At 74.2% G+C, this 22,415-nt stretch carries 20 protein-coding genes; 9 read left to right on the forward strand and 11 right to left on the reverse strand.

Features of this window, described 5'->3' with window-relative positions:
- Window positions 1–885, forward strand: an 885-nt coding sequence (locus AB0637_RS23800; protein ID WP_366175201.1) for an HNH endonuclease signature motif containing protein, incomplete at its 5' end; no start/stop codon positions are given.
- On the opposite strand, the gene AB0637_RS23805 is transcribed toward AB0637_RS23800, so the two are convergent.
- The 5 genes from AB0637_RS23805 to AB0637_RS23825 all read right to left on the reverse strand — a co-directional run bounded on the left by AB0637_RS23805 (window position 869) and on the right by AB0637_RS23825 (window position 4,751).
- Window positions 869–1,540, reverse strand: a complete 672-nt coding sequence (locus AB0637_RS23805) for a glycosyltransferase family 2 protein (protein ID WP_366175202.1) — start codon at window positions 1,538–1,540, stop codon at window positions 869–871. The two genes, AB0637_RS23800 and AB0637_RS23805, sit on opposite strands and share 17 nt — an antisense overlap.
- On the reverse strand, window positions 1,537–2,934 hold the full coding sequence (locus AB0637_RS23810; RefSeq protein WP_366175203.1) for a bifunctional PIG-L family deacetylase/class I SAM-dependent methyltransferase: 1,398 nt from the start codon (window positions 2,932–2,934) through the stop codon (window positions 1,537–1,539). The genes AB0637_RS23805 and AB0637_RS23810 overlap by 4 nt, the downstream gene beginning before the upstream one ends.
- On the reverse strand, window positions 2,931–3,872 hold the full coding sequence (locus AB0637_RS23815; protein ID WP_366175204.1) for an acyl-CoA dehydrogenase: 942 nt from the start codon (window positions 3,870–3,872) through the stop codon (window positions 2,931–2,933). The genes AB0637_RS23810 and AB0637_RS23815 overlap by 4 nt, the downstream gene beginning before the upstream one ends.
- 115 nt (window positions 3,873–3,987) lie before the next feature.
- The gene (locus AB0637_RS23820) at window positions 3,988–4,365 is read right to left on the reverse strand and encodes an ATP-binding protein (protein ID WP_366175205.1); all 378 of its coding nucleotides are present in this window, start codon (window positions 4,363–4,365) and stop codon (window positions 3,988–3,990) included.
- A 38-nt stretch (window positions 4,366–4,403) separates the two neighbouring features.
- Window positions 4,404–4,751, reverse strand: a complete 348-nt coding sequence (locus tag AB0637_RS23825) for an STAS domain-containing protein (RefSeq protein WP_366175207.1) — start codon at window positions 4,749–4,751, stop codon at window positions 4,404–4,406.
- A gap of 289 nt (window positions 4,752–5,040) precedes the next feature.
- Here AB0637_RS23825 and AB0637_RS23830 point away from each other — a divergent pair, with 289 nt between their 5' ends.
- Genes AB0637_RS23830 through AB0637_RS23840 form a run of 3 tightly spaced genes read left to right on the forward strand, consistent with a single transcriptional unit; the run spans window position 5,041 to window position 8,335 of the window.
- The gene (locus AB0637_RS23830; protein WP_366175208.1) at window positions 5,041–5,379 is read left to right on the forward strand and encodes a hypothetical protein; all 339 of its coding nucleotides are present in this window, start codon (window positions 5,041–5,043) and stop codon (window positions 5,377–5,379) included.
- 10 nt (window positions 5,380–5,389) lie between these two features.
- Complete coding sequence (locus AB0637_RS23835) at window positions 5,390–6,409, forward strand: chemotaxis protein CheB (protein ID WP_366175210.1); 1,020 nt, start codon at window positions 5,390–5,392, stop codon at window positions 6,407–6,409.
- Window positions 6,410–6,460: 51 nt separating this feature from the next.
- Window positions 6,461–8,335: a CheR family methyltransferase gene (locus AB0637_RS23840; protein WP_366175211.1), complete on the forward strand. Its 1,875-nt coding sequence runs from the start codon at window positions 6,461–6,463 to the stop codon at window positions 8,333–8,335.
- On the opposite strand, the gene AB0637_RS23845 is transcribed toward AB0637_RS23840, so the two are convergent.
- The 3 genes from AB0637_RS23845 to AB0637_RS23855 all read right to left on the reverse strand — a co-directional run bounded on the left by AB0637_RS23845 (window position 8,314) and on the right by AB0637_RS23855 (window position 11,692).
- Window positions 8,314–9,588 carry an ANTAR domain-containing protein gene (locus tag AB0637_RS23845; RefSeq protein WP_366175212.1) on the reverse strand — a complete coding sequence of 425 codons (1,275 nt, stop codon included), beginning with the start codon at window positions 9,586–9,588 and terminating at the stop codon, window positions 8,314–8,316. The genes AB0637_RS23840 and AB0637_RS23845 overlap by 22 nt on opposite strands.
- Before the next feature lie 58 nt (window positions 9,589–9,646).
- Window positions 9,647–10,255 (reverse strand): ANTAR domain-containing protein, encoded by a 609-nt coding sequence (locus AB0637_RS23850; protein WP_366175213.1) that lies wholly within the window; start codon window positions 10,253–10,255, stop codon window positions 9,647–9,649.
- 567 nt (window positions 10,256–10,822) lie between these two features.
- Window positions 10,823–11,692, reverse strand: a complete 870-nt coding sequence (locus AB0637_RS23855; RefSeq protein WP_366175214.1) for a sugar phosphate isomerase/epimerase family protein — start codon at window positions 11,690–11,692, stop codon at window positions 10,823–10,825.
- 207 nt (window positions 11,693–11,899) lie between these two features.
- Here AB0637_RS23855 and AB0637_RS23860 point away from each other — a divergent pair, with 207 nt between their 5' ends.
- Together AB0637_RS23860 and AB0637_RS23865 are read left to right on the forward strand one after the other, a co-directional pair.
- Window positions 11,900–12,283 carry a hypothetical protein gene (locus tag AB0637_RS23860; protein ID WP_366175215.1) on the forward strand — a complete coding sequence of 128 codons (384 nt, stop codon included), beginning with the start codon at window positions 11,900–11,902 and terminating at the stop codon, window positions 12,281–12,283.
- 76 nt (window positions 12,284–12,359) lie between these two features.
- Entirely contained in the window at window positions 12,360–13,385 is a 1,026-nt protein-coding gene (locus AB0637_RS23865; protein ID WP_366175216.1) for a GGDEF domain-containing protein, read from the forward strand.
- Between the two features lie 19 nt (window positions 13,386–13,404).
- Here the strand turns inward: AB0637_RS23865 and AB0637_RS23870 are convergent, their stop codons facing one another.
- Window positions 13,405–15,273: an EAL domain-containing protein gene (locus tag AB0637_RS23870; protein WP_366175217.1), complete on the reverse strand. Its 1,869-nt coding sequence runs from the start codon at window positions 15,271–15,273 to the stop codon at window positions 13,405–13,407.
- A gap of 184 nt (window positions 15,274–15,457) precedes the next feature.
- Here AB0637_RS23870 and AB0637_RS23875 point away from each other — a divergent pair, with 184 nt between their 5' ends.
- The 3 genes from AB0637_RS23875 to AB0637_RS23885 are packed head-to-tail and all read left to right on the forward strand — an operon-like array spanning window position 15,458 to window position 19,468.
- Window positions 15,458–17,341, forward strand: coding sequence for a diguanylate cyclase (locus AB0637_RS23875; RefSeq protein WP_366175218.1), 1,884 nt, complete (start codon window positions 15,458–15,460; stop codon window positions 17,339–17,341).
- A complete protein-coding gene (locus tag AB0637_RS23880; RefSeq protein ID WP_366175219.1) occupies window positions 17,338–18,357 on the forward strand; it encodes a polysaccharide deacetylase family protein in 1,020 nt (339 codons plus the stop codon). The genes AB0637_RS23875 and AB0637_RS23880 overlap by 4 nt, the downstream gene beginning before the upstream one ends.
- Before the next feature lie 22 nt (window positions 18,358–18,379).
- The gene (locus AB0637_RS23885; protein ID WP_366175220.1) at window positions 18,380–19,468 is read left to right on the forward strand and encodes a histidine kinase; all 1,089 of its coding nucleotides are present in this window, start codon (window positions 18,380–18,382) and stop codon (window positions 19,466–19,468) included.
- Window positions 19,469–19,604: 136 nt separating this feature from the next.
- On the opposite strand, the gene AB0637_RS23890 is transcribed toward AB0637_RS23885, so the two are convergent.
- Both AB0637_RS23890 and AB0637_RS23895 read right to left on the reverse strand, forming a co-directional pair.
- Complete coding sequence (locus tag AB0637_RS23890; RefSeq protein ID WP_366175222.1) at window positions 19,605–20,300, reverse strand: fasciclin domain-containing protein; 696 nt, start codon at window positions 20,298–20,300, stop codon at window positions 19,605–19,607.
- 237 nt (window positions 20,301–20,537) lie between these two features.
- Window positions 20,538–21,989, reverse strand: a complete 1,452-nt coding sequence (locus AB0637_RS23895; RefSeq protein WP_366175221.1) for a molybdopterin-dependent oxidoreductase — start codon at window positions 21,987–21,989, stop codon at window positions 20,538–20,540.
- Window positions 21,990–22,415 lie beyond the last annotated feature (426 nt).

Genomic DNA, 22,415 nt, shown 5'->3' on the forward strand with positions numbered 1-22,415 from the left:
ACCTCCATCGCCACCCAACCCCTGGGCACCGCCACCGCCCTCATCGAGGACGTCCTCACCCTCGTCGACCCCGAACGCGTCGACCGGCACGTCCGTGACCTCGAACCGGACTCCGCCAGCCGCCGCGGGCTGACGTTCACCCGCCGCCACGGGATGCTGCGGATGACCGTCGACCTGGACGAGGCCGCCGCCGTGGTCGTCCGCTCCGCCGTCGAAGCCGCCGCCAAACCCCTCCCCAGCACCACGGAGGTCAGCACCGGGCTGGGCGGAGAGAGCGACACCCGCTCCCTCGGGCAGCGCCGGCACGACGGCCTCGTCGAGTTGGTGGCGACGGGTGCGCACCACCCCGCCAGCGACGTCGACCGGGTCGTGGCGCACAAGGCCACCGTCGTCCTGCGCGCCTCCCTCAACGCCGATGGCTCCGTCGAGTCCGGTTCAGCCACCGCCGACACCCACGGCCCCGTCGCCGTGATGGACCGGCTCGGTCGGCCCCGCTCCCTCCATACCCTCGACCGGCACGCCACCGACAACCAGCGACTCATCGTGGCCGAACGCGACCGCGGGTGCATCGCGCCGGGCTGCGGGGCCCCGGCGTGGGCCTGCCACTTCCACCACGTCGTGCACTGGGCGGACGGTGGCCCCACCAGCGTGGACAACCTGGTGTTGTTGTGCGGCCGCGACCACCGAGCGATGCACGCCGGCCGCCTCGAGGCGAGGTTCGGCGACGACGGGTTGCCGGAAGCCAGACGCCTGCAGCGCGACCTCGGCAAGCTGATGACCCCCGGCCCCTGGACGCGGAACGACCACCCCGGCCTCGTGCAGGCAACGCGGGAACTCGCCCACGCCCTCGAACGGGACGACTCGATCCTCAGGCGCAGTGCGTGACTCTCGCCAGGTCGTGCGCCACCCCGGCGGGGGTCCTGCCCTGCGTGCGGTCGCTCGTGAGGACGGGGTAGGCGTGCGCCTGCGTCACCCGCACCCCGGCCAGCGCGCGGACACCGTTCGCGAGCAGCCGGTCCTCGTGCGCCGCCACGGGCGGGAAACCCCCGGCCGCGCGGTACGCGTCGACCCGGACCCCCAGGTTGGCCCCGTGGACGTGGTCCCGGCCCGCCGCGTACTGCCGGCGCCAGCGCGCGTGCCGGTGGGCGGACCCGGCGAGCCGGACCGTCCCGAGCAGCAGGTCGGTCCCCGCGGCGGCCGCCCGTTCGTGGTGCCGCAGCCAGCCGAGGGGCACGACCGAGTCGGCGTCGGTGCTGGCGATCCACCACCGCGACCACTCCTCCGGAGCCACCCCCGCCAACGCCGTGTCGACCCCCAGGGCACGCGCTGCCCCCACGTTGCCCGCGGACGACACCACCACGCGCGCTCCCGCCACCCGGGCGAGCTCCGCGGTCGCGTCGGTGCAACGGTCCGCGACGACGACGACCTCGACGACGGCCCCCACCCCGCGGGTCGCGGCGCGCACGGACGTCACGCACGCCGCAACGGTTTCCGCTTCGTCCCGCGCCGGCACGACCACGACGATGCGGTCGAGCCTCACCCGAGACCACCGGCCCGGGCCACCGAGACCGCCGGGGACGGGACGAGGACGTCGAGGAGGAAGTCCTCCTCCTCGTGGCGCACGAGCACCTCCAGACCGGTGAGCCCGCGCAGGGCGCGGTGCACCTCGTCGCCGGTCAGCGGGTACCCCTCGACGAGGTGCCGCCAGTGGCAGGCCACGAGGACGCCGTCCGGCGTCAGGCTCGCCCCCAGCCGGTCCAGCAGCGTCCGCAGGTCGCCCGGGCCGCAGTAGTACGCCACCTCCGACAGGACCACGAGGTCGAAGGTGCCCTCCGGGAACTCCTGGGGCACCCGCGCCACCTGCGTCGTGACACCGTCCGCGAGACCCGCCGCCGCGAGCCGTTCCCGCGCCCGGTCCAGCGCGGACGCGGCGACGTCCACGGCCAGCAGCCGGTCGGTCCGACGCGCCAGCTCGACGGTCAGGACACCCGTGCTGCAGCCGATCTCCAAGGCGCTGCGGAACCTCTCGCGGGGCAGGACGGCCAGGGTGAGGGCGCGTTTGCGCGCCTCGTACCAGCGGTCCTCGAAACCCCACGGGTCCGCACCGTTCTCGGCGTAGAACTCGTCGAAGAACCGCCCGTCCAGGCTCTCCGCCGCCGGCGGCGAACCCGCGCGCAGGAAGAACTCCACCCCCCGGTCGAAGTGCGCGAGCACCCCCGGTGGCAGCAGCACCTCGTCCCCCGGTTGCGACGACAGGGCCTCCGTCTGCGAGGCGTGCCGGGCCATCGCCAGGTCCTTGCGCCGGCGGGCACCCGCGTCGAGTTCCAGTCTCGTCCCCCGCGCCCAGGGCACCCGGACGTCCCCGGGGAAGGCCCAGTGCCACAACCACACCGGGTAGTGCACGCAGGTGGCGCCGACCTCGTCGGCGACCCGCGCGGCCACCTCCCCGGCCGCGTCGTGGTCGGGGTGACCGTCGGCCGTCCACGGCGCGACGAGCAGCGTCGCGGGGCCGGCCAGCGCGCGCAGCGCCTCCGCGAGCACGTCCGCCCCCGCCGTCACCCCGCCGTCGGGCAGTTCCAGCCGGTGCACCCTGGCGTCCGGGGCCAGGGCGGCGACGGCTTCGCGCACCTCGCGGGCCCGCACGACGGCGAGCGCCTGCGGGGTGGTCGTCGGCGAGTGCGGGTGGGAACCCTCCCCGTCGGTCGCGACGACGACGTCGAGGGCCGCACCGCGGGCGGCGGCGGTGGCGATCAGACCGCCCGCCCCGAGGCTCTCGTCGTCGGGGTGGGCCGCGACGACGAGCACGTGCCCGATGCCGTTCCAGTCGAGGGCGGGCACGTCGCGCAGACCGGGCCAGCGCTGCCAGTCGACCTCGGGGGTTCCCGGCCCGTCGTGCGTGAACCCGGGGGCCGCGGCCATCGTGTCCCCGCTCACTTCGCGGCCAGTTCGGCCAGGGCCACGAGGTCGTGGTCGGCGTGGTGCTGGCGGACGTACACGGTGAGGTCCGCGACCCGCGCGGCGTGGGCGGCGTCCGCGGTGAGCGGTCGCGGTCCGAGGGCGTGCCCGACCTCGGTGACCACGGCCTCGGCGGCCTCCGCGACGAGGGCGCGGACGCGGGCGGCCAGGAGTTCCCCGTCCTGCCCCGTGGCGCGACCGGTGTCGACGACGTCGGCCGCCGCGTCGAGCGCCGTGCGCGCCGCCCACAGCCGCAGGTCGACCAGTCCGCGGGACCGCTGGGTCAGTGGGTCGGTGCGGTCGGATTCCAGCAGCGGGCGGGCGACCCCGGCCGCCCCGCCGAACCAGCAGGCGGCGACCCCGATGCCCCCGTGCGCGAAGCCGGGCCGGTGCAGGTACCAGCCGGCCTCCCCCACCGGGGTCGCCGGGACGTCGTGCAGCACGACCGGACCGCTGGGGACGTCGACGAGGCCGCGGCTGTGCCACCGGTCCGGCACGACGTCCAGCCGCCCGTCGTCCCGGGCCGCCGCGAGGTCGACGGCGAACAGTCGCCGGCCACCGTCGACGTGCGCGGTGACGAGGGCGTGCGAGAGGACACCGGCCAGGGAGCACCAGGGTTTCGTGCCGTCCACGCGCCACCCGCCACCCGCGGCCTGCCACGCGACGAGGTGGACGTCGGGCGCCTCGGCGGCGAAGACGCCCCAGGTGCTGTCCGGTGGGGTGTCCTGCCCGGCTTCGGCGAGGACGGCGACGGCGTCGAGGTGCGCCTCCACGACGCGGGCCAGCGTCAGGTCCTGCTCGGCGAGCGTCGAGAGCACCTGCCAGCGGCGGCGCGTGGCGCCCGCACCGGGCAGCGGGACCTCGGCGGTGAGACGCCGGCAGAGCGTGAGGGCGACGTCGACGAGCGGACTGGGCACGGGGGTTTCTCCTGCAGGGGGCGGACGACGGCGGGGCGACCGGAGTCACGACGTCCGCGACGGTCTGCACGGAGGGCTTCCTCGCACGCTAACCAGGTCGAGCGGCTCCGGCACCTCAGACGACGAGCCGGCTCCAGACGGTCTTGCCGCCGGGGCGCGTCCGCACACCCCACTCGTCGCTGAGGACCTCGACGAGGTTCGTCGTGTGCGCCTCGTCCGGGCCCACGCCCTGGAAGTGCGGGCCGTTGGGGTCGCGGTCGCTGACCTCGATGACGACGCCCTCGGCGCCCTCGCAGTCGACCCGCAGCACGACCGGCGGGGTCCCGTGCGAGACGGCCTCGGTGACGAGTTCGCTGACGACGAGGTCGGCGTGGGCGCGCAACAGGGCCGCGTGCTCGACGCACCAGTGTTCGTCGAGGAAGCGCCGCGCGTGGCGGGCCGCGGACCGGTCCACCACGACGGCGGACTCGGCGCTCGGAGACCACTCGCACATGGAGCACGATGGTCGCCGACGATGGCGTCCCGCGCTCGTCAGGAGCCCGGCGCGTCCTGCTGCTCGTCCTCGTGCTCGTCCGGCTGCACGTCCACGACCTCCGACAGCCGTGTCACCTGCAGGAGGAACCCGACGGGACCGCTGGGGCGGACCGCGATGCGGGCCGGCCGCACGGCGACGGCGAGCTTGGCCAGGAACGCGGCGCCGGCGGAGTCCATGAACGAGACGGCGGTGGCGTCGACGACGACCGGTCGGGCCGAGGCCCGGACCTCCCGGTCCACCTCGGCGGTGACGGCGTCCAGACCCGGACGCAGTTCGTCGTCGATCTCCCCCGTCAGGACCACCGTGAGGACGTCCTGCGCGCTGACGAGGTCCACGTCGCCCACGGGACCGTCCTCGGCAGGCAGGGGGTCGGGAAAGGGTGTCGCCACGGTGCACCTCCCACGTCCGGCCGTCACGTCTCGCCCCGCCCTCTGCTCGAGCCGGACCCCCGACGGTACTCCCCCGACCCCACGCTTCCGCCAACCCTCGTCCCGTGGAGTCCGCCGCCCGTGCCGGGGCTGTACCGACACCCCGTGCAGATCCCAGGACCTGACACCCTCCGGTCACCCGCGTGCTTGACTGGTCCTGCTCGAAGAGACGGGCGCGGCACTCGACGACGTGCGTGGTGATTGCGTGTACCCACCGGACGAGCAGTCGCAAGACCACCTGGCGGCCCTGGTGAGTTCCGCCGCGAGCGATCCGACCCACCCCGACCACGGGATCGTGACCGGGGTCCTGCGGGACCTCGGGTGGACACCCCCACCCCCGCCCCCGCCCCTGCGGCCCCGAGCAGCCCTGCCGGTGGCGGGCGACCTCCTGGACCTGCTGGCCGGAGGCTCCAGCGTGCACGAGGCCGCCGACCGCCTGGGGACGAGCGTGGGGACGCTGCGGGAGCAGCTCGTCGCGCTGCGCCGGGCCCACGCGTGCTCGAGCACGGCCGAGGTCGTCCGCCGGGTCAGGCACGGTCACTAGGGTGAACTCCGTGGCCACCCGAGACGTCGTCCTCGTGGGTGCCAGCGCAGGCGGTGTCGAAGCGCTGCGCACCCTCGTCGCGGGGTTGCCCGGCGACCTGCCGGCGACGGTGCTCGTCGTCCTGCACGTGCCGCCGGCGGGGGCGAACGCCCTCGCAGCCATCCTCGACCGGTCCGGTCCGCTGCCGGTCCGGTCCGCGGCGCACGGGGAGCGTCTGCGGCGCGGGGAGGTCGTCGTGGCGGTCCCGGACCGCCACCTCCTGGTGACCGACGACACCGTGGTCCTCGGCAGCGGTCCTCGGGAGAACGGTCACCGGCCGTCCGTCGACGCGCTGTTCCGGTCGGCCGCCCGCGCCGTCGGGCCGCGCGCCGTCGGCGTCGTGCTCACGGGTGCCCTCGACGACGGCGCAGCCGGGCTCGTGGCGATACGGTCCCAGGGCGGGCTGGGCGTGGTCCAGGACCCGGCGGACGCTCTCTACGACGGGATGCCCCGCGCTGCGCTCGAGGCGGCTCAGCCGGAGCACGTCGTCGGGCTCGCCGACCTGGCTCGTCTGCTGTCCCAGCTCGTCGGCCAGCGGGCACCCGCCAGGCCGGCGGGAGGGTCCGGCGTGAGACGCATGCGGGAGGAGATCGCCGTGGCGGAGTTCGACCTGGAACCCCTGGAGGCGGACGAGCGCCCGGGAGAACCCTCGGGGTACTCCTGTCCCGACTGCTCCGGTGTCCTGTGGCGCATCGACGACCACGGGCTGCTGCGGTTCCGGTGCCGGGTGGGTCACGCCTGGAGTCCGGAGAGCCTGCACGAACAGCAGTCCGCCGAACTGGACGGGGCACTGTGGATCGCGTTGCGCAGCCTGGAGGAGCGGGCTGCGTTGGCCCGGGAGATGGCCGACCGGGCCCGGGAGGCCGGGCACGACCTGACCGCGGGGCGGTTCGCCGACCGGGCGGTCGAGACCGGCGACGCGGCCAGGACGATCCGCCGGCTGCTCACCTCCCGCACCCTGCGGGGCCCGGGCCCGTCGCCGACGCGCTGACCACCCTCCCGACCACCCTCCCGACCTCTGAAGAGACGAGAACGCGACACCGTGGACGAGAACGAGGACCGAGGCCCCGAACGGGGTGGCTCCCAGGAGTTCGAGGACCTCCTCGAGCACCTCAAGGAGGCCCGGGGGTTCGACTTCACCGGGTACAAGCGCGCCAGCCTGCTGCGCCGCGTGCACCGACGGATGGACGACGTCGGGGTGACCGGGTACTCGGAGTACCGCGACCGGCTCGAAGTGGACGCCGACGAGTTCACGGCCTTGTTCAACACCATCCTCATCAACGTCACCTCCTTCTTCCGGGATGCCGACGCCTGGGACCGGCTCCGGTCCGAACTGCTGCCGCAGTTGCTGTCCCGCCGTCCGTCGGGGCCGATCCGGGCGTGGAGCGCGGGCTGCGCCTCGGGGCAGGAGGCCTACACGATCGCCATCTGCCTGGCCGAGGCACTGGGTCCGGAGGAGTTCCGCGAGCGAGTCAAGATCTACGCCACCGACGCGGACGACGACGCGCTCACCCACGCCCGGACGGCGACCTACACCGACCGCGAGGTCCGCAGCCTGCCGCCGGAGCTGCTGGAGAAGTACTTCGAAGCCCACGGCACGCGGCACACCTTCCGCCAGGACCTGCGCCGTTCGGTGATCTTCGGTCGCGCCGACCTCGTGCAAGACGCGCCCATCTCGCACGTCGACCTCCTGACGTGCCGGAACACCCTCATGTACCTCACGGCCGAGACGCAGGCCCGCATCGCCGAACGACTGCACTACTCCCTCGAGCCCGACGGTGTCCTGTTCCTCGGGAAGGCCGAGATGCTGCTGAGCCAGTCGGCGCTGTTCTCCCCGGTCGACCTGAAGAACCGCTTCTTCCGTCGGGTGGGGGGTCCACGCACGCCCTCGCGGATCACGGCGACGGTGTCCCCTGCTGTGTTCAGCCCGCTGGGGGACGACACGTCGATGCTGCGCGCCGAGGCGCTCGCGGCGAGCCCCGTCGCGCAGATCGTGCTCAACCAGGCCGGGGCGGTCGTGCTGTCCAACCACCGGGCGGACACGTTGTTCGGCCTGTCGGCTTCCGACGCCGGGCGTCCCTTCCAGGACCTCGAGGTCAGCTACCGACCGGTGGAACTGCGCTCAGCCGTGGAGCAGGCCCACACCCAGCGGCGCACCGTCTGGATACGCGACGTGGAGTTCACGCGCTCGCGCTCGGAGCGGACCTTCTTCGACGTGCAGATCGTGCCGTTGCGGAACCCGCAAGGTTCGACACTCGGCACGGCCGTCGTCTTCATCGACGTCAGCCGCTCGAGGCAGCTGCAGGACGAGCTCGAAGACGCCCACCGGCAGCTCGAGACGGCCTACGAGGAGCTGCAGTCGACCAACGAGGAGCTCGAGACCACCAACGAGGAGCTGCAGTCGACGGTCGAGGAGCTCGAGACCACCAACGAGGAGCTCCACTCGACCAACGAGGAGCTGGAGACGATGAACGAGGAGCTGCAGTCGATGAACGACGAGCTGCAGAACTCCAACCACGAGCTGCGACTGCGCACGGACGAGGTCAGCGCCCTCAACGGGTACATGGAGGGGGTCTTCGCCAGTCTGCGGGTGGGCGTCGCCGTGGTCGACGCCGACATGCGGGTGACGGTCTGGAACGCCTGGGCCGCAGACCTCTGGGGAGTGCGTGCGGACGAGGCGGCCGGCCAGCACCTGCTCAACCTCGACATCGGGTTGCCGCTGCACGAGATCGGTCCCGCCGTGCGTGCCGTCCTGGCCGGGGAGGCGCTCTCCGCCGAAGACGCCGTGCTCGCGCTGCCTGCGGTGAACCGGCGAGGACGGCCCGTCCGCGTCCAGGTCACCGTGACCTCACTGGCCGCGACCCAGGGCACTGCGGGGGCACTCGTCGTCATGGATCAGCTCGATGACCCCTCGTGAGCCGCGTCGCGCTGGGCCCGCACCCGGTCGAGGGCGCCGGCGAGGACGGGCCTGAGGTCGTGCCGCGAGGGGTCCGCGACCGCGAGCGCGGCGAGGTCCCGCAGCTTGACGTTGCGGTGCTGGCTCAGGTGCGTGAGCACCTGGAAGGCCTCTTCGACACTGCACTCCAACCAGCCCGCGACGAGTCCCTTGGCCTGCTCGATCCCGGCCCGCGAGCGCATCGCCACGGTGAGGTTCTCAGCGGTGGCCCGCAGTTCGGCGATCCGGTCCAGGTCGTGCAGGAGGGCGGAGGCCGCCTCGGCGAAGACGAGGACGCGGTCGACGTGCCGGGCGGTCTCGAAGGCCCCCGGTTCCGGGCCGTAGACCGTGAGCACGCCCCGCACCGCGGGGACGACGGTGGGGTCCTGGGCCCGGATGGGCACGGCGAGGGCACTCCGCACGGGAGTCTGACCCGCTGGCCCCGCCAACACCGGCCAGCGCCCGTCCTGGCGGAGGTCGGTGCTGCGCACGGGGACGCCCTCGCGGTGGGCGGCCACGGCGGGCCCCTGGCCCGACCGCCACTGGGCCCCGTCGATGCGCTGCGCCTCCTCGGAGTCGGCGGCGAGCTCGGTCGGCTCGGTCGGGTCCCCGAGCACCACGCTGCTCCACGAGGCCCCGGGGACGGCACCCGCCGCGAGGCCGGCGAGCCGGGTGAGCAACTGGTGACGGCTCAGATCCCCCACCGGCAGCGCGGCGAGGGTGGCGAGGGCCTGCAGGACAGCGGGATCCGCGTCGTCGTCCGAGAGGGGCAGCGTCACGTCCTCGAGCACCCACGTGAGGACGGGCCGACTGTCGAGCCAGCGGGCTCCGGTCGTGATGACGACGCGAACGGTGCGCGGGAGACCCGCCCGCGGGGTCACTTCGAGAGTGGCGCCCGTGCTGTCCACGTTGCGGGCGCCGGAGACGAGGTCACGCACGATCGGCCGCGCCCCCGCCGGGACGAGCGCCTGCACGGGTTTGCGCACCAGCCGGGCGGCGGGCACGCCGAAGAGGGTCGCAGCGGCCAGGTTGGCCTCGATGATGGCCCCCGCGGCGTCGGTCACGAGGACCGGCACGGGGACGCTGCGCACGACGGCGCTCGCAGTCCGTCGGGTGTCGACCTCACGGGCGATCAGCTCGTCGATCTCGCGCTGCTGGGCCGCGAGCTCGTCGTCGGCGACGGCCAGCTCCTCCGTCACCACCTGGAGCCTCAGGGACAACTCGTCCGTGCTCATCTCGGCTCCTCTGACGACTGCCACCCGCGGTTCGACCTGACGGGCATCCTGTCACCTTCTAGAGCGTTCCGGTCCACTTCTCCCGGGCGAGCTCACGCAGCGCCTTCCCGACGTCCGGTGACACCCCTCGGCCGCTGCCGACCCGGGCGACGAGGGCCTCAGCCACGACCCGGACCTTGACGTTCGTGTGCTGGGAGAACCGGCTCAGGAGGTCCCAGGCGACGTCCTCGTCGCAGCCGACGAGCTGCATGACGATGCCGACGGCGTGCTCGATGCGCGGCCGGCTCTCGAGGGCGTGCCGCAGCTGGTCCACCTCCTGCTGGAGCGCTGCCACCCGGTCCTGCGCCGCCCCGCTGGGCCTGGACCTGGCCTGGTCCTCCGAGCGCAGCTCCGCGGAGCGGGCCAGGGCGGCCTCGGTGCGCCGGCGCAGGTCGTGTGCGCGCACGCCCGCCGTGCCGGCGCGCGTGCGCGCGACAGCCAGGTCCTCGGCCAGGGAACGGACGGCCGGCCGACCCCCGAGCAGGTCCTGCACACGGTCTGGGTCGACCCAGCCGAGGTCCAGCAGGACGTCGAGTGCTTGCACCGCCTCCGCGGCGCGCGGTCCGGGGTCGGTGAGCACCTGACGCAGCTGAGCGGCGAGCGTCTCCTGCGTGTCCGGGTCCTGCACGTCGTCTCCCGTCGGGCCGTCGTCGCCGGCGGGCCCCGACGACGCGTGCGGCGACCCGGGGTCCGGGGGTCGTCGGCTCCACCGTACCCAGGTCGGCGGGCGGCTCACACCGAGGAGATCCGCGGTGGCGCACCCCTGTGGCGAGGGGCGCTCTCCGTCGCGTCCGGACGCGTTGCCGGGACCTGAAGGACCTCCGGGAGCTCCGGGGGCTGCGGGGACACCGCCGGAGGCGGCGTTCGACCCCGAGGAGGGCCACCGTGATCAGGACGGCTTCTGCCCGTGCGCCTCGCTGCCGGTCCTGGAGGGCGAGGCGGCCTGTCCGAGCACCTCGGCGGCCTCGACTCCGTCCCGTTCGCGCTGGGCACGACCGACGGCCGCGGCCGAGCCTCGGCGCCGTGGTGTCCGGTGCCGGCGCGGCGGCGGGGAGACGGCGGCGCTGGCCCCGGAACCCTTCGTCCGCGTCCCCGAGCGCCTTCCCCGGAGACCTCGACGCCGGGGCCCCGGCGCATCACCGAGGGGGTGGAGCTCGCCGCGGCCGTCCCGCAGGCGGCGCACCGTACCCGACCGTCACCGGGCGGTGAGTTCCCGCAGCTTCTCGAGCTGGTAGCGGGAGGTCTCCAGCGCGGTCTCGTCCTCGGCGAAGACGTTGGAGACGAGGACCGCGTCCTCCCGGTCCAGGAAGCCGTTGATGCGCAGCGTGTCGAAGAGTTCCGACCAGTCCACGTCGCCCGCACCGATCCGCAGGTGCTGGTGGATGCGCGCGGAGTTCCCGGGCGGGTTGCTGATGTAGCGCAGCCCGTGCGACCGGCGGTGGTCGAACGTGTCGGCGGCGTAGACCGCGCCGAGCCGGTCGCCCACCGCCGGCAGCAGGGTGGTCGCGCGGTCGCCGTAGTGGAACGTGTGGGAGGCGACGTACACGACGCCGACGTGCGGGGAGTTCAGTCCCCGCACGACGCGCCACGCCTCGAGACCGTCCTCGACGAAGTCGTCCGGGTGCGGGTCGACGTTCAACCGCAACCCCTCGCGTTCGAGGACGGGCAGCAGTTCCTCCATGGACCGGTGGAACGCGGCCTCGGAGTCCTCGGCCCGTTCGGGGCGGCCGGAGAACTCGGTGTTGACCACCTGCACCCCGAGGTCCACCGCGATCTGCAGGATGCGGCGGAAGTTCTTCACGGCGGCCTGGCGCTGGGGTTCCTCGGGCCAGGAGATGCGCTGGACGGGCAGGATCGAGGCGATCCCGACGCCGGCGTCGGACGCCCGCTTGGCGAAGGCCGCGACGAGCGCGTCGTCCGCCGTGGGGTGGCGGAAGAACGGCGCCACGTCCGGGTGCGGGGCGAGCTGCAGGTGCTCGAACCCGGCACGCGCGACGAGGTCGGGCAGGTCGAGCAGGTCGTGGTCGGGGTGGAACGGAGTGGGGTCGAGGGCGATCTTCACCATGCCGGAACGGGCCTCCCTGTCACGCGGACGGCGAGGGGGCGTCCTCGCCGGGACCAGGGTACGGCCAGATCAGGTTGTCTTGACAAATGACCCCCACTTTCGGTGGGTAGCGCATCGTGACCGCCGCGGGCAGACTCCAGAGGACGGTCCACGCGCAGCGCCGTCCCGACACGAACGTGACGAGGAAAGACGAACGAGGAGGAGCCCGTGGACACCCAGCCCACTCCTGCGCCGGTGGCCCTGCCGCACACTCTCCGGCTGGACCTGCTCGGCGACGACGAACCCCTGCGCCAGGCCCGCCGCTTCGTGCGGCTCCAGGCCGAGCAGCTGGGCCTGGAGGACACCGCGGACGACGCCGTCCAGGTCACGGCCGAACTCCTCGGTGGCCTCGGCGCGGGGACCCGGCCCACGGCCCTGCACGTCGGGGAGGACGCGGGAGCACTCGTCGTCGGCGTCGACGTGCGCTTCGCCGACGACCGCACCCGTCCCGTGCTGTCCGGGCACACCCGCGATCTCCTGGTCCAGTTGTCCGCCGCCACGGGGTGGTCCCCCACCGACGGCGGTGCCCAGCTCTGGTGCCGCCTGTCGTGAACCCTCCACCCGCCCCCTCCCCCCGGCCCCTCCGCGTGCCGATCACCCCTCGGGGAACGCCGGGGGACGGAGACGGATGCACGAGGGAACGCCGCGAGCGCTGCGGCTGGGTGCTGCCGTCGTCGGCGCGGCGCTCCTCGCGACCCTCGTGCGGCACCTCCTGTCCGTCACGGGCCTTCCGCAGGCTCCCTTGTGGACGCAGGTCGTCGGCTGGCCCCTCGCGCTCCTCCTGCGGTCGGATGACGTCCAGCGGCTGATCGGCGGCGGCCGGCTGGACAGCCGGGTGGGGCTGCGGCTCGTGCTGGGCTGCAGCACCTTCGCCCTCGTCATCGTGCCGAGCGGGTTGACGTTCCTGTTCCCGCTCTTCGCGACGCTCGTCACGAGCGTGCACGTGCAGTGGAGCGGTGCGCGGACGTGGCGGACCGGTGTCGCGGTCACCGTGCTCGCCACGGCCGCCGTCCAGGCGGCGGCCCACCTCGGGGCCGGCCCCGCCTTCGTCCCCGCCCTCGTCCCCGCCGACGTCGGTGACACCGCGGCCGTCGTGGCGCTCGTGGCGTCCGTCGCGACGACCGTCAACATCGCCGTCATCGCGGCCCGGCGGGAGGAGGCCGACGCCGAACTGCTGCACCGCGCGACGCACGACCCGCTCACCGGGGCGTTGAACCGCGCCGGTCTGCAGGAGGCGCTCGCCGCAACGCCCGGGGCCGGGACGGCCGTCCTGTACGTCGACCTCGACGACTTCAAACCCGTGAACGACCGGTACGGCCACGCCGCGGGCGACCACGTGCTGCAGGTGACCGCCCGCCGGCTCGGCGAGGTCCTCCCGGCCGGCCACCGCCTCGCCCGCGTCGGGGGTGACGAGTTCGTGGCCGTCGTGCCGGGACTGGCCGGCCCGGCGGCGCTCGAGGCGCTGCTGGACCGCGTCCAGTCGGCGATGCGGGAACCCGTGGACCTCGGCGGGCCGGACGCCGACGTCGTGCCGATGTCCGCGAGCGTGGGCGGTGCCCCGTCGAGCACCTCCGCCCCCGGCGACGGCGAGGACCTGCTGAGCCGGGCCGACCGGAGCATGTACGCGCAGAAGGCGGCACGGGCCTCCCGCTGACCCGCTGACCCGGGACGGCTCAGACGGACGCGCTCGAGGACCGGCGGACGCCGGCCGACCAGGGCAGACCGAGCGCCGACGCGGGGACGGGTCGCCCCACGAGCCAGCCCTGGACGTGCACCGTGCGGCCGCGGGCCACCTGCGTGAGCAGGGCCAGCTGCTCCACCGTCTCGACCCCCTCGACGGTGACCGCCAGTCCGGTGCCGAGACCGAGCTCCAGGAGCATCCGGACCACGGCTGCGTCCCGCTCGTCCTGCAGCATCCCCGCGACGAAGCGGCGGTCGACCTTCACCCCGTCCAGCGCGAGCTCGGTGAGGTGGTGCAGCGTGGACGCCCCCGCGCCGAGGTCGTCCAGTGTCAACCGGACGCCGGCCGACCGCAGCCGGGCCAACCCGTCACCGGCGGTCTGCAGGTGCTCGAGGGTCGCGGCCTCCGGCAGTTCCAGGCGCAGGCGGTCGGCGGCCACCCCGCGGTCGCGCACGGCGGTCAGGACGTCCTCGGCGAGGTCCGGGGCGAGCAACCCCTGCACCGACAGGTTGACGTTGACGGACGGCGGCGCCTGCGGACCCAGCCGTTCCGTCCAGACCCGCAACTGGCCCAGGGCCTGCGCGAGCACGTGCCGGTCCAGTTCCGCGGCGAACCCCGCATCGGCGACGGCGTCCAGGAACTCCCCCGGGGCGAGGAGCCCACGCGTGGGGTGCTGCCAGCGGACGAGCGCCTCGACGCTGGCCAGACGCCCGGTGCCGACCTCGGTGATGGGCTGGTAGTGCAGGACGAACTCACCGGCCCGCACCGCGCGGTCCAGGGCCCGGCGGTCCACCGGGGCCGCGCGGTCCCCCGGCCCCGGGCCCACCCCGGTCACCACGTGGGCGCGGTGACCGCCCGCGACCTTCGCCCGGTACATCGCCAGGTCCGCCTCGCGCACCAGCAGGTCGGCCTGCGCGAAACCCTCCGCGGGGTCGCCCGTGGTCGGGGCGGCGGGGGTCGAGGCGGGGGGCGGGTCGGCGGCGACGGCGACGCCCACGCTGGCCCGCCCGGGCAGGACGAGCTGCCCCACGGTGATCGTGCCGCCCAGGCACGCCAGGACGCGCCGGCCCAGACCGTCCGCGGCCTGCTGGGCGGGCACGTCACCGGGCAACCGGACGACGACGGCGAACTCGTCCCCACCGAGCCGGGCGGGCAGGTCCTGCGGTCGGCAGGACCCGCGCAGCCGTTCGGCCACGACCTCCAGCACGCGGTCCCCGACGCCGTGGCCGTAGCCGTCGTTGAAGGCCTTGAACCCGTCGAGGTCGACGTAGACGACGGCGAGCCGCTCCCCCGGCACCTGCTCGCGGCAACAGCGGTCGAGGTGCTGCAGGAAGTGGTCCCGGTTCGCCAGCCCGGTGAGCGGGTCGGTCAGCGCCTGGAGCGCCAGCTGCCCCGACAGCGCCCGGAACACCGTCGCCACCGGGACGCGGCGCAGTTCCCGTCCCTCCCGGACGACGAGGACGTCGGTCACTCCCGGCACCGCGGCCCCGTCGTGCTCGTCGTGCTCGACGACCGCGCGGGCGACGTCGGCCACCTCGTCCGCGGCGTCCACGACGAGGGGGGACCAGTCGGCCACGGCCTGCGCGCTCTCGCGGGCGAGCAGCAGGCGGCCGTACCCCAGCGGACCGGTCATCAGCTGCTGGAACCGGGCGCGGGTCAACAGGCCCCAGCCCCCGCCGACGTCGACCGGGTGGAGCGTCGGGCGGGAGGGCGGGCGGACCGCGAGGCACTCCAGACCGGGGTCCGCGCGGAACCGGACGTCGAGGTCGGTCACCGGGACGTCGGCGTCCACGACGTCGACCGGGACCGCGAGGGTCTCCACGGTGGCGGCGTCCCGCCCCGTCCCGAGCACGTCGCTCATCCACAGGCTCACTGGGGCGTTCTCGGGCTGTCCCGGCACGGCCCTGACCCTTCCACGACGATGATCATCCGGACAGCCGAGCCGGTTCGCGCGACCGTTCACCTGCGACGCCGGGCGGACACCTCCCGGCCACCCGGGCCACTGCGGCTCAAGCCCACCGCCCCCCGTGCCGACAGCAGCCGGTGTGAACTCCGCCCCGAGCGACCCCGCGGTGGAGGCCGTCACCCGGCTCGCCGCCGAGCTGACGGGGATGCCCGTGGCCTGCGTCACCGTCCTCGACGGGAACCACCTGCTGCAGGCGGCGACGACCGGCGACGCGCTCGGTCCCACCCCCACCCGGCTGCTGCTCGCCGAGGCCCCCTGCCGCACGACGGTCACCACGGGACGTCCGGTCCACGTGGCGAACGCCGCGGCCGACCCGGAGCTGCGCACGAGCCCGCTCGTCGACGGCCGGCTCGCCGCGGTCCGCGGGTACGCGTCCGTGCCCCTCACCGGGCCCGACGGGGAGGTGCTGGGGACGCTCTGCACGATGGACGTCGTCCCCCGGGCCCTGACCATCGGCCGCCTGCGGGCCCTGGAGGACCTCGGCACCGTGGTCGTGGCCCTGCTGGCCCGTCGCCGGGAGGCCGCGGAGACCGCGCGCCACGGCGAGCTGACGCGGGCCGTCCTGTCCTCCGTCGAGGTGGGGATCGTCGTGGCCGACCCCACCGGTCACCTCGTGATGTTCAACGACACCGCCCGGCGCTGGTTCGGGGACGCCGACCCCGCGCTGTCCCCGGAGTCCCACCCCGGCGCCTACGGCCTGTTCGCCCTCGACGGGACCCCACTGACCGGTCCGCAGGCTCCGCTGCAGCGGGTGCTCGCCGAGGGGGCCGTCGACGGGGTGGACCTGCTGGTGCGCACCGGGGGCGAGGACGGGCACGAGCGGCGGCTGCGCTGCACCGGCCGGCGGATGCGGGCGGAGTCCGGTGAGGCGCTCGGCGCGGTCGTGGCCCTGCACGACGTCACCGTCGACCGGCACCGGGAGGAGTCCCTGGAGGCCGCGCACGCCGAGCTGGCCCGCTACGCCGAGCGCATGCGGGCTCTGGCCCGCGCCTCGCGCACCGTCGCCACCGCGGAGGACCCGCGCACGGCCGTGTGCGCGGCCGTCCGCGACCTCACCGAGGCCGACGCCGTCTACCTCATGCAGACGCGTCCGGGACCCGACGGCGACCGCCTCGTCGCCACGGCGGCCGTCGGCATCGACGACCCGTCCTTCCTCGTCGTGCGGCCCGGCGCGGAGCGCGCCATCCCCCTGACCGTCCTGGCCACGGGCCGGCAGCTCTTCGTCGCCGACGTGGCCTCCCACCCCGACGTCAACCCGCGACTGCTGCACGCCTCGGCGACGAAGTCCGGTGTCTGGCAACCCGTCCTGGGCGCGGGCGGACGACCCGTCGGGGTCCTGGGCGTCATCTGGCGCCGGCACGTGCCGGACCTGCCGGTCGCGGTGACGTCGATGGTGCAGACGCTCGCCGGGGAGGCGGCGCACACCCTGGCCCGGGCGGCGCTCGTGGAGCAGCTCGTCCTGACCGCCGAACGGGACCCCCTCACCGGGGTGGGCAACCGGCGGCACTTCGACCGGGTCGTCGCCGAGGAGGTCGCCGTCGCCGAGCGCACCGGCTCCCCGCTGACCTTCGCGCTCGTCGACCTCGACCACTTCAAGCGCTACAACGACGCCCACGGCCACCTCCTCGGTGACGACCTGCTGCGCGACTTCGCGCAGGCCGCGGCCGCGCAGCTGCGCCCGGGCGACTCGATCAGCCGGTGGGGTGGCGAGGAGTTCGTCCTCGTCCTGCCCGGCTGCGCCCTCGACGCGGCGGCCGAGGTGGCCGACCGCATCCGGGCCGCGGTCCCGCACGCGCAGACGGCGACGGTCGGCGTCGCGCAGTGGTCCCCGGGGTCCACGGCGTCCGCCGTCCTGGGCTGCTGCGACGAGGCGCTGTACCGCGGCAAGCAGCAGGGTCGGGACCGGACCGTGGTGCGGGACGGGGTGCGGGCTGTGGTCGGGGCGGCTAGAACGGGGGTGTGAGCCCCGGGACCGACCCCGACCACCTGGGCGCGGCCCGCGCCGTGGCCGCCGAGGACGAGGAGCGGGCAGGGGTCGCGACCTACCTGCGGATCGACCCGGGCCCCGGCGCGACGCCCGCGGCGGAACCCGACGCGGCGGACGGCCCGGAGCTCGCCGACCGCGTGCGCGCGGTGTGGGACGTCCTGACCGCCGCCGACCCCGAGGTGTCCGTGCAGGACGTCCTCGCGGTGCTCGGCGACCTCGAGCTGCGACCGACCCCGGCGCGCACGCCCGAGCGTCCCCCCGAGCGGTTGTCCACCTGGCGACCCCCGGGGGCGCCCGTCCCGCCGCGGGCCGTGCGCGACGCCGAGGTCGGGCAGGTGGTGGACGCCTTCGTCGCCGGCCGGTTGCTGCGCGTCGTGAACTACCACGACACCCCGGCCTCGCGCGGGGAGGAGTTCCGGCGCGAACTCCTCTGGTACGCCGAACGCTTCGCCCCCGTGCGGGCGGCCGACGTGCACGCGTTCTGCACCACCGGCCGCTGGCCGGACGCCTCCCGTCCCGGGATCGTGCCGGCCTTCTACGACGGGTTCGCGAGCGCCGTGCAGGTCGCACTCCCCGCGCTGGAGGAGGCGGGTCTCGTGGGCTGGTTCTACCCGCCGACGGACTTCCTCGACGTCCCGCCCGCCCGGCAGCGGGAGTTCGCCCGCGCCCACGAGTACGGCGTGCTGGAGCACCCGCCGGGGCGGCTGGCGATGACGTGGGAGGAGCTGACGGAGCTCTCGCGGCGGCACGAGGTGTGCGGGCACACGGCCACGCACGCCGCCTCGGCCGACGTGGACTCCCCCGGACGGGTGGTCTCGGAGGTGCTCGACCCCGTGCGCCGTCTGACCGCCGCGATCGGCCGCGCACCCGCGTCCTGGGCGTGGCTCGGTGGGACCGAGCACGACCCGTCGCGCCCGGGCGACGCGGCGCTGGCCGCGACGGGCGTCCGGCTCTGGACGTCGAACACGTCCCTGCGGCGACTGCCCGGGTGAGCGACCGGGATACTCGTGCCGCGTGCGCACCCTGCAGCCCCGGACGCCGAGCTCCCGCACCCGCGGTGTCCTCGTCGAGGCGGGGCTGGTGCTGCTCGCGGTCGTCGACGCCCTCATCAGCCTGCCGTACGCCTCGACGGCCGCGCTGGTCTCCGCGCTGGTGGCCGCCGCCGTCCTGCCGCTGCGCCGCCGCTTCCCCTGGGCGACCGCCGTCGTCGTGCTGGTCGGGCTCTACTGGGGGTACGCGCTGTTCGCGGCCATGGTCGCGGTGTTCACGCTGGCGGTCGCCACCCGTGCACGGCGGCGCGTCGGGGTCGTCGTGTCCCTGCTGGTCTTCGGCGGGAACCTCGTGGCCACGGAACTGCCCCAGGGCGTCGACGACTGGGTGAGCACGACCCTGTACGGCCTGATCTTCGCCACGGCGCCGTGGGCGTTGGGGGAACTCGTCGTCGTGCGCCGGGAGCTGTCGCGGCGGCTGGCCGAGATCGACGAGCGCGCCGCCCGGGAGGCCCTCGAACGCGAACGTGCCGTCCTGGCCCGCGAGATGCACGACGTGGTCTCCCACCAGGTGAGCCTCATCGCCGTCCAGGCCGGTGCGCTGCAGGTGACCTCAGGCGACGAGTCCACGCGCACGGCGGCGCGGACCATCCGGGAGCTGTCCGTCACGACCCTGGACGAACTGCGCGGCATGGTCGAAGTGCTGCGGACGGCCGGCGGCGCCCCGCGCGACGACGCCCCGCAGCCCGGGCTCAGCGACCTGGCGGGCCTGACGGGCGGCTGCGGCATGGCCGTGCGCTGCCGGCTCGACGTGCCCGGCGACCTGCCCGCGCCCGTGCAGCGGGCCGTGTTCCGGACCGTGCAGGAAGGGCTGACGAACGTCCGCAAGCACGCCCCCGGCGCCGAGGTCTCCGTCACCGTCGTCCACGACGGGGCCCGCACGCGCGTGGAGGTGCTGAACGGTCCGGCGACCGAGCCGGTGCAGTTGCTGCCCAGCGCCCGGCACGGGCTCCTCGGGCTGCGTGAACGGGCCGCGCTGCTCGACGGGGAGGTGCAGGCCGGACCGACGGCGGCCGGGGGTTTCTCCCTCGTGGTGACGATCCCCGACCCCTGATCCCCGGTGCTGGGCGCGACGAGCAGGGCGCGCCCGGACGCCACTCTGGCCCTGACCGCCAGTCGACACCAGGCTGCGCCGACGCCCCGAGGCGCCGGCGCAGTCGCGACATCCACTCCGCTGGTCAGCAGGGGTCTCACATGGGGGGCATGAGGACCGAGTCGACCAGGTAGACCGTCGCGTTGGCGGTCTGCACGTTGCCGCAGATCACCTTGGTCGAGCCGTTGACGGTCATGGCGTCGGGGGTTCCGGCGACCTTGACCGTGTCCCCCTGCACCGTGGCGACGGTGCCCGCGTCGATGAGCTGCTGCGGGGTCATGCGCCCCTGGACCACGTGGTACGTCAGCACGCTGGTCAGCGTCTTCGCTCCCTCGGCGGTCTTCAGGGAGTCCACCGTCTGGGCAGGCAGCGCCTGGAAGGCGGTGTCGACGGGCGCGAAGACGGTGAACTGTCCACCGTTGAGGGTGTCGACGAGGTTCACCTGCGGGTTCAGCTTGCCCGAAACCGCCGCGGTCAGCGTCGTCAGCAGCGGGTTGTTCGAGGCGGCGGTGGTGACGTTGTCCTGGGCCATGCCCTGGACCGACCCGGCGCCGCTGGGAACCTTCGACGCGTAGTCGGCGCAGCCGGAACCCACCGGCGTGGTGTCAGCCATCGCAGAGCTGGAGGTCATGGTGTCGCTGGGGCTGGCCGACGTGGTCGAGCTCGAGCTGGACATGGACCCGCTGGGGGCGCTGCCGGCGCTGTCGTCGGAGCCGCCGCACGCCGAAACCCCCAGGCCCAGCGCCCCGACCAGGGCCAGGGCGGAGAACGTGCGCTTGCCGGTGGAGGTCATCATCGTGGCTCACTCCTTGCTGCGTCCCCGGGCGACGTTCGCCTGGGGGTGGCGCCCCGGCCCCGTCACGAGCCTGTGCTCGGTGGTGGCCGGTGCGCCCTCGTCACGTCTACTTCGGTGCTGCCCCGACGATGGTTTGGTCCTGCACTGCATCTGAGTGGATCTGAGTGGATCTGCGTGGACCCGTCTCGACCTGGGGGGAAGGGTCTGCCGCTCTCGGACCCCCTCGTGGCGGGGTCAGGCGACGGTGAAGAACTTGCTGGGCCATCCCGAGGAGCCGTCGGGGATGGGTTTGACGACGTCCTGGGTCTGCAGTTGCCCGGAACCATCGGTGGCTCGCGCTCGCACGGTGTGGTTGCCCGCGGTGGCACCGTCCCAGGCGTAGGTCCACTGCACCCAGGTGTTCTTGCCCACCGTGGGCACCAAGGTGGCCTCGACCCAGTCCTCCTCGTCGATGCGCACCTCGACCTTGCTGATCCCGCGAGTCTGGGCCCAGGCCACCCCGGCGATCGGGACGGTCCGTCCGGAGGCGACCCTGGCGAAGGAGGCGGGGACGTCGACACGGACGGCGGTCTTGATCGGCGCCTGCGGCGCCCAACCGCGATCGGTCCAGTAGGCGGTCTTGGCGTCGAACCGGGTCACCTCGATGTCGGTGATCCACTTGCAGGCCGAGACGAACCCGTACAGGCCGGGCACGATCATCCGGGCCGGGAAGCCGTGCACGTCGGTGAGGGGCTCACCGTTCATCCCGACGGCGATCATCGAGTCCCGACCGTCGGTGGCCTCAGCGATGGGGGTGGAGATGGTGAAACCGTCGGAGGAGGTGGAGAACAACATGTCCGCCTGCTCCGAGAGGCCGGCACGGTCCAGCAGTGTGGTCAGCGGCACCCCGAGCCAGCGCGCGTTGCCGACGAGGTTGCCGCCCACCTCGTTGGAGACGCAGGTCATCGTCATCCACCGTTCGTGCAGGTCCTCCTGGAGCAGGTCCGCGAAGGTCACGGTGACCTCGCGGTCGACCATGCCGTGGATGCGCAGTGACCAGGACGACACGTCGACCTGCGGCACCGACAGGGCGGTGTCGACCCGGTAGAAGTCCTTCGCGCTGGTCACGTACGGGGTGATCCCCTCGAGCGGATCCACGCCCGGTGGCAGGGCAGGAGCGGGAGAGGCCGGTGCGGGCAGACGGATGTCGGCCCGCGACGCTGCCACCGAGTGCGAGCGGTTCACCAGGGTCCCGCTCCCGGCGGTCACCACCGCGGCCCCGGCGACCGTGCCGAACAGCATCGAGCGGCGCGAGAGCAGGCCACTGGCCCGCGGGGTCACTCCTCGCAGCGCCCGGGTCAGCAGGAGCAGCGCACCCGCCCCGGCCAGGGTGCCCACCGTGGACGGCAACCAACTCAGGGCGGTTGCGTCGGGCCGGTTGGCCGTCGCACCGACGGCTGCGGCTCCGAGCACCACGACGGCGACCAGCCCGACCCGTGTCGACCGCCTGGCCAGCAGTCCGATGAGGGCGAACAGCAGCACCAGGGTGATGTAGAGGCTGCCCAGCAGCACAGCCTTGTCGGACTGGCCGAAGTGCCGGATCGCCCACTCCTTCAGCCACTCCGGGGTCCGGGCGATGAACTCCTGCCCGACTCCGAGCACCGGGTCGGCCGATCGGGTGATGAAGGAGGCCAGCAGCGTGCCCACGCCCAGCGTCAACCCGCCGGAGAGCAACCCGGCACCTACCGCCGTCCACCAGCGCCCTGGTGGGCGCCTGCGTGGCCGCTCGCCTCGTCCCTCGGCGTCCTTCGTGCTGCGACGGCGCACCAGCGTCTCCCCTCGATCGACGGCCTCGGCGACCTGCCGCCGACCTCACCTCTCCCTTCGGAGCCATCAGCGCCGCAGATGAGGCTGCCCCCCTCCGGGTCCGGCACCCTCAGCTCCTCGGCAGCTCCCCCACCGTCCTGGAGTCGTGGGTTGCGCACTGAGAGTTGCCTGTGCGTGCAGACCAGACCACAGGGGTGTCGGCTCCGAACACAGTGGAGTCCACCAGAGTGGTGTATGACCACCCCCGCTGACCGGCGTGGCTGAGACGTAGAAGGCGGCCACCGCGTGATGCTTCGAAGGACCTCT

It is taken from the genome of Kineococcus sp. NPDC059986 (assembly GCF_040702905.1).
Taxonomy (GTDB): Bacteria; Actinomycetota; Actinomycetes; order Actinomycetales; family Kineococcaceae; genus Kineococcus.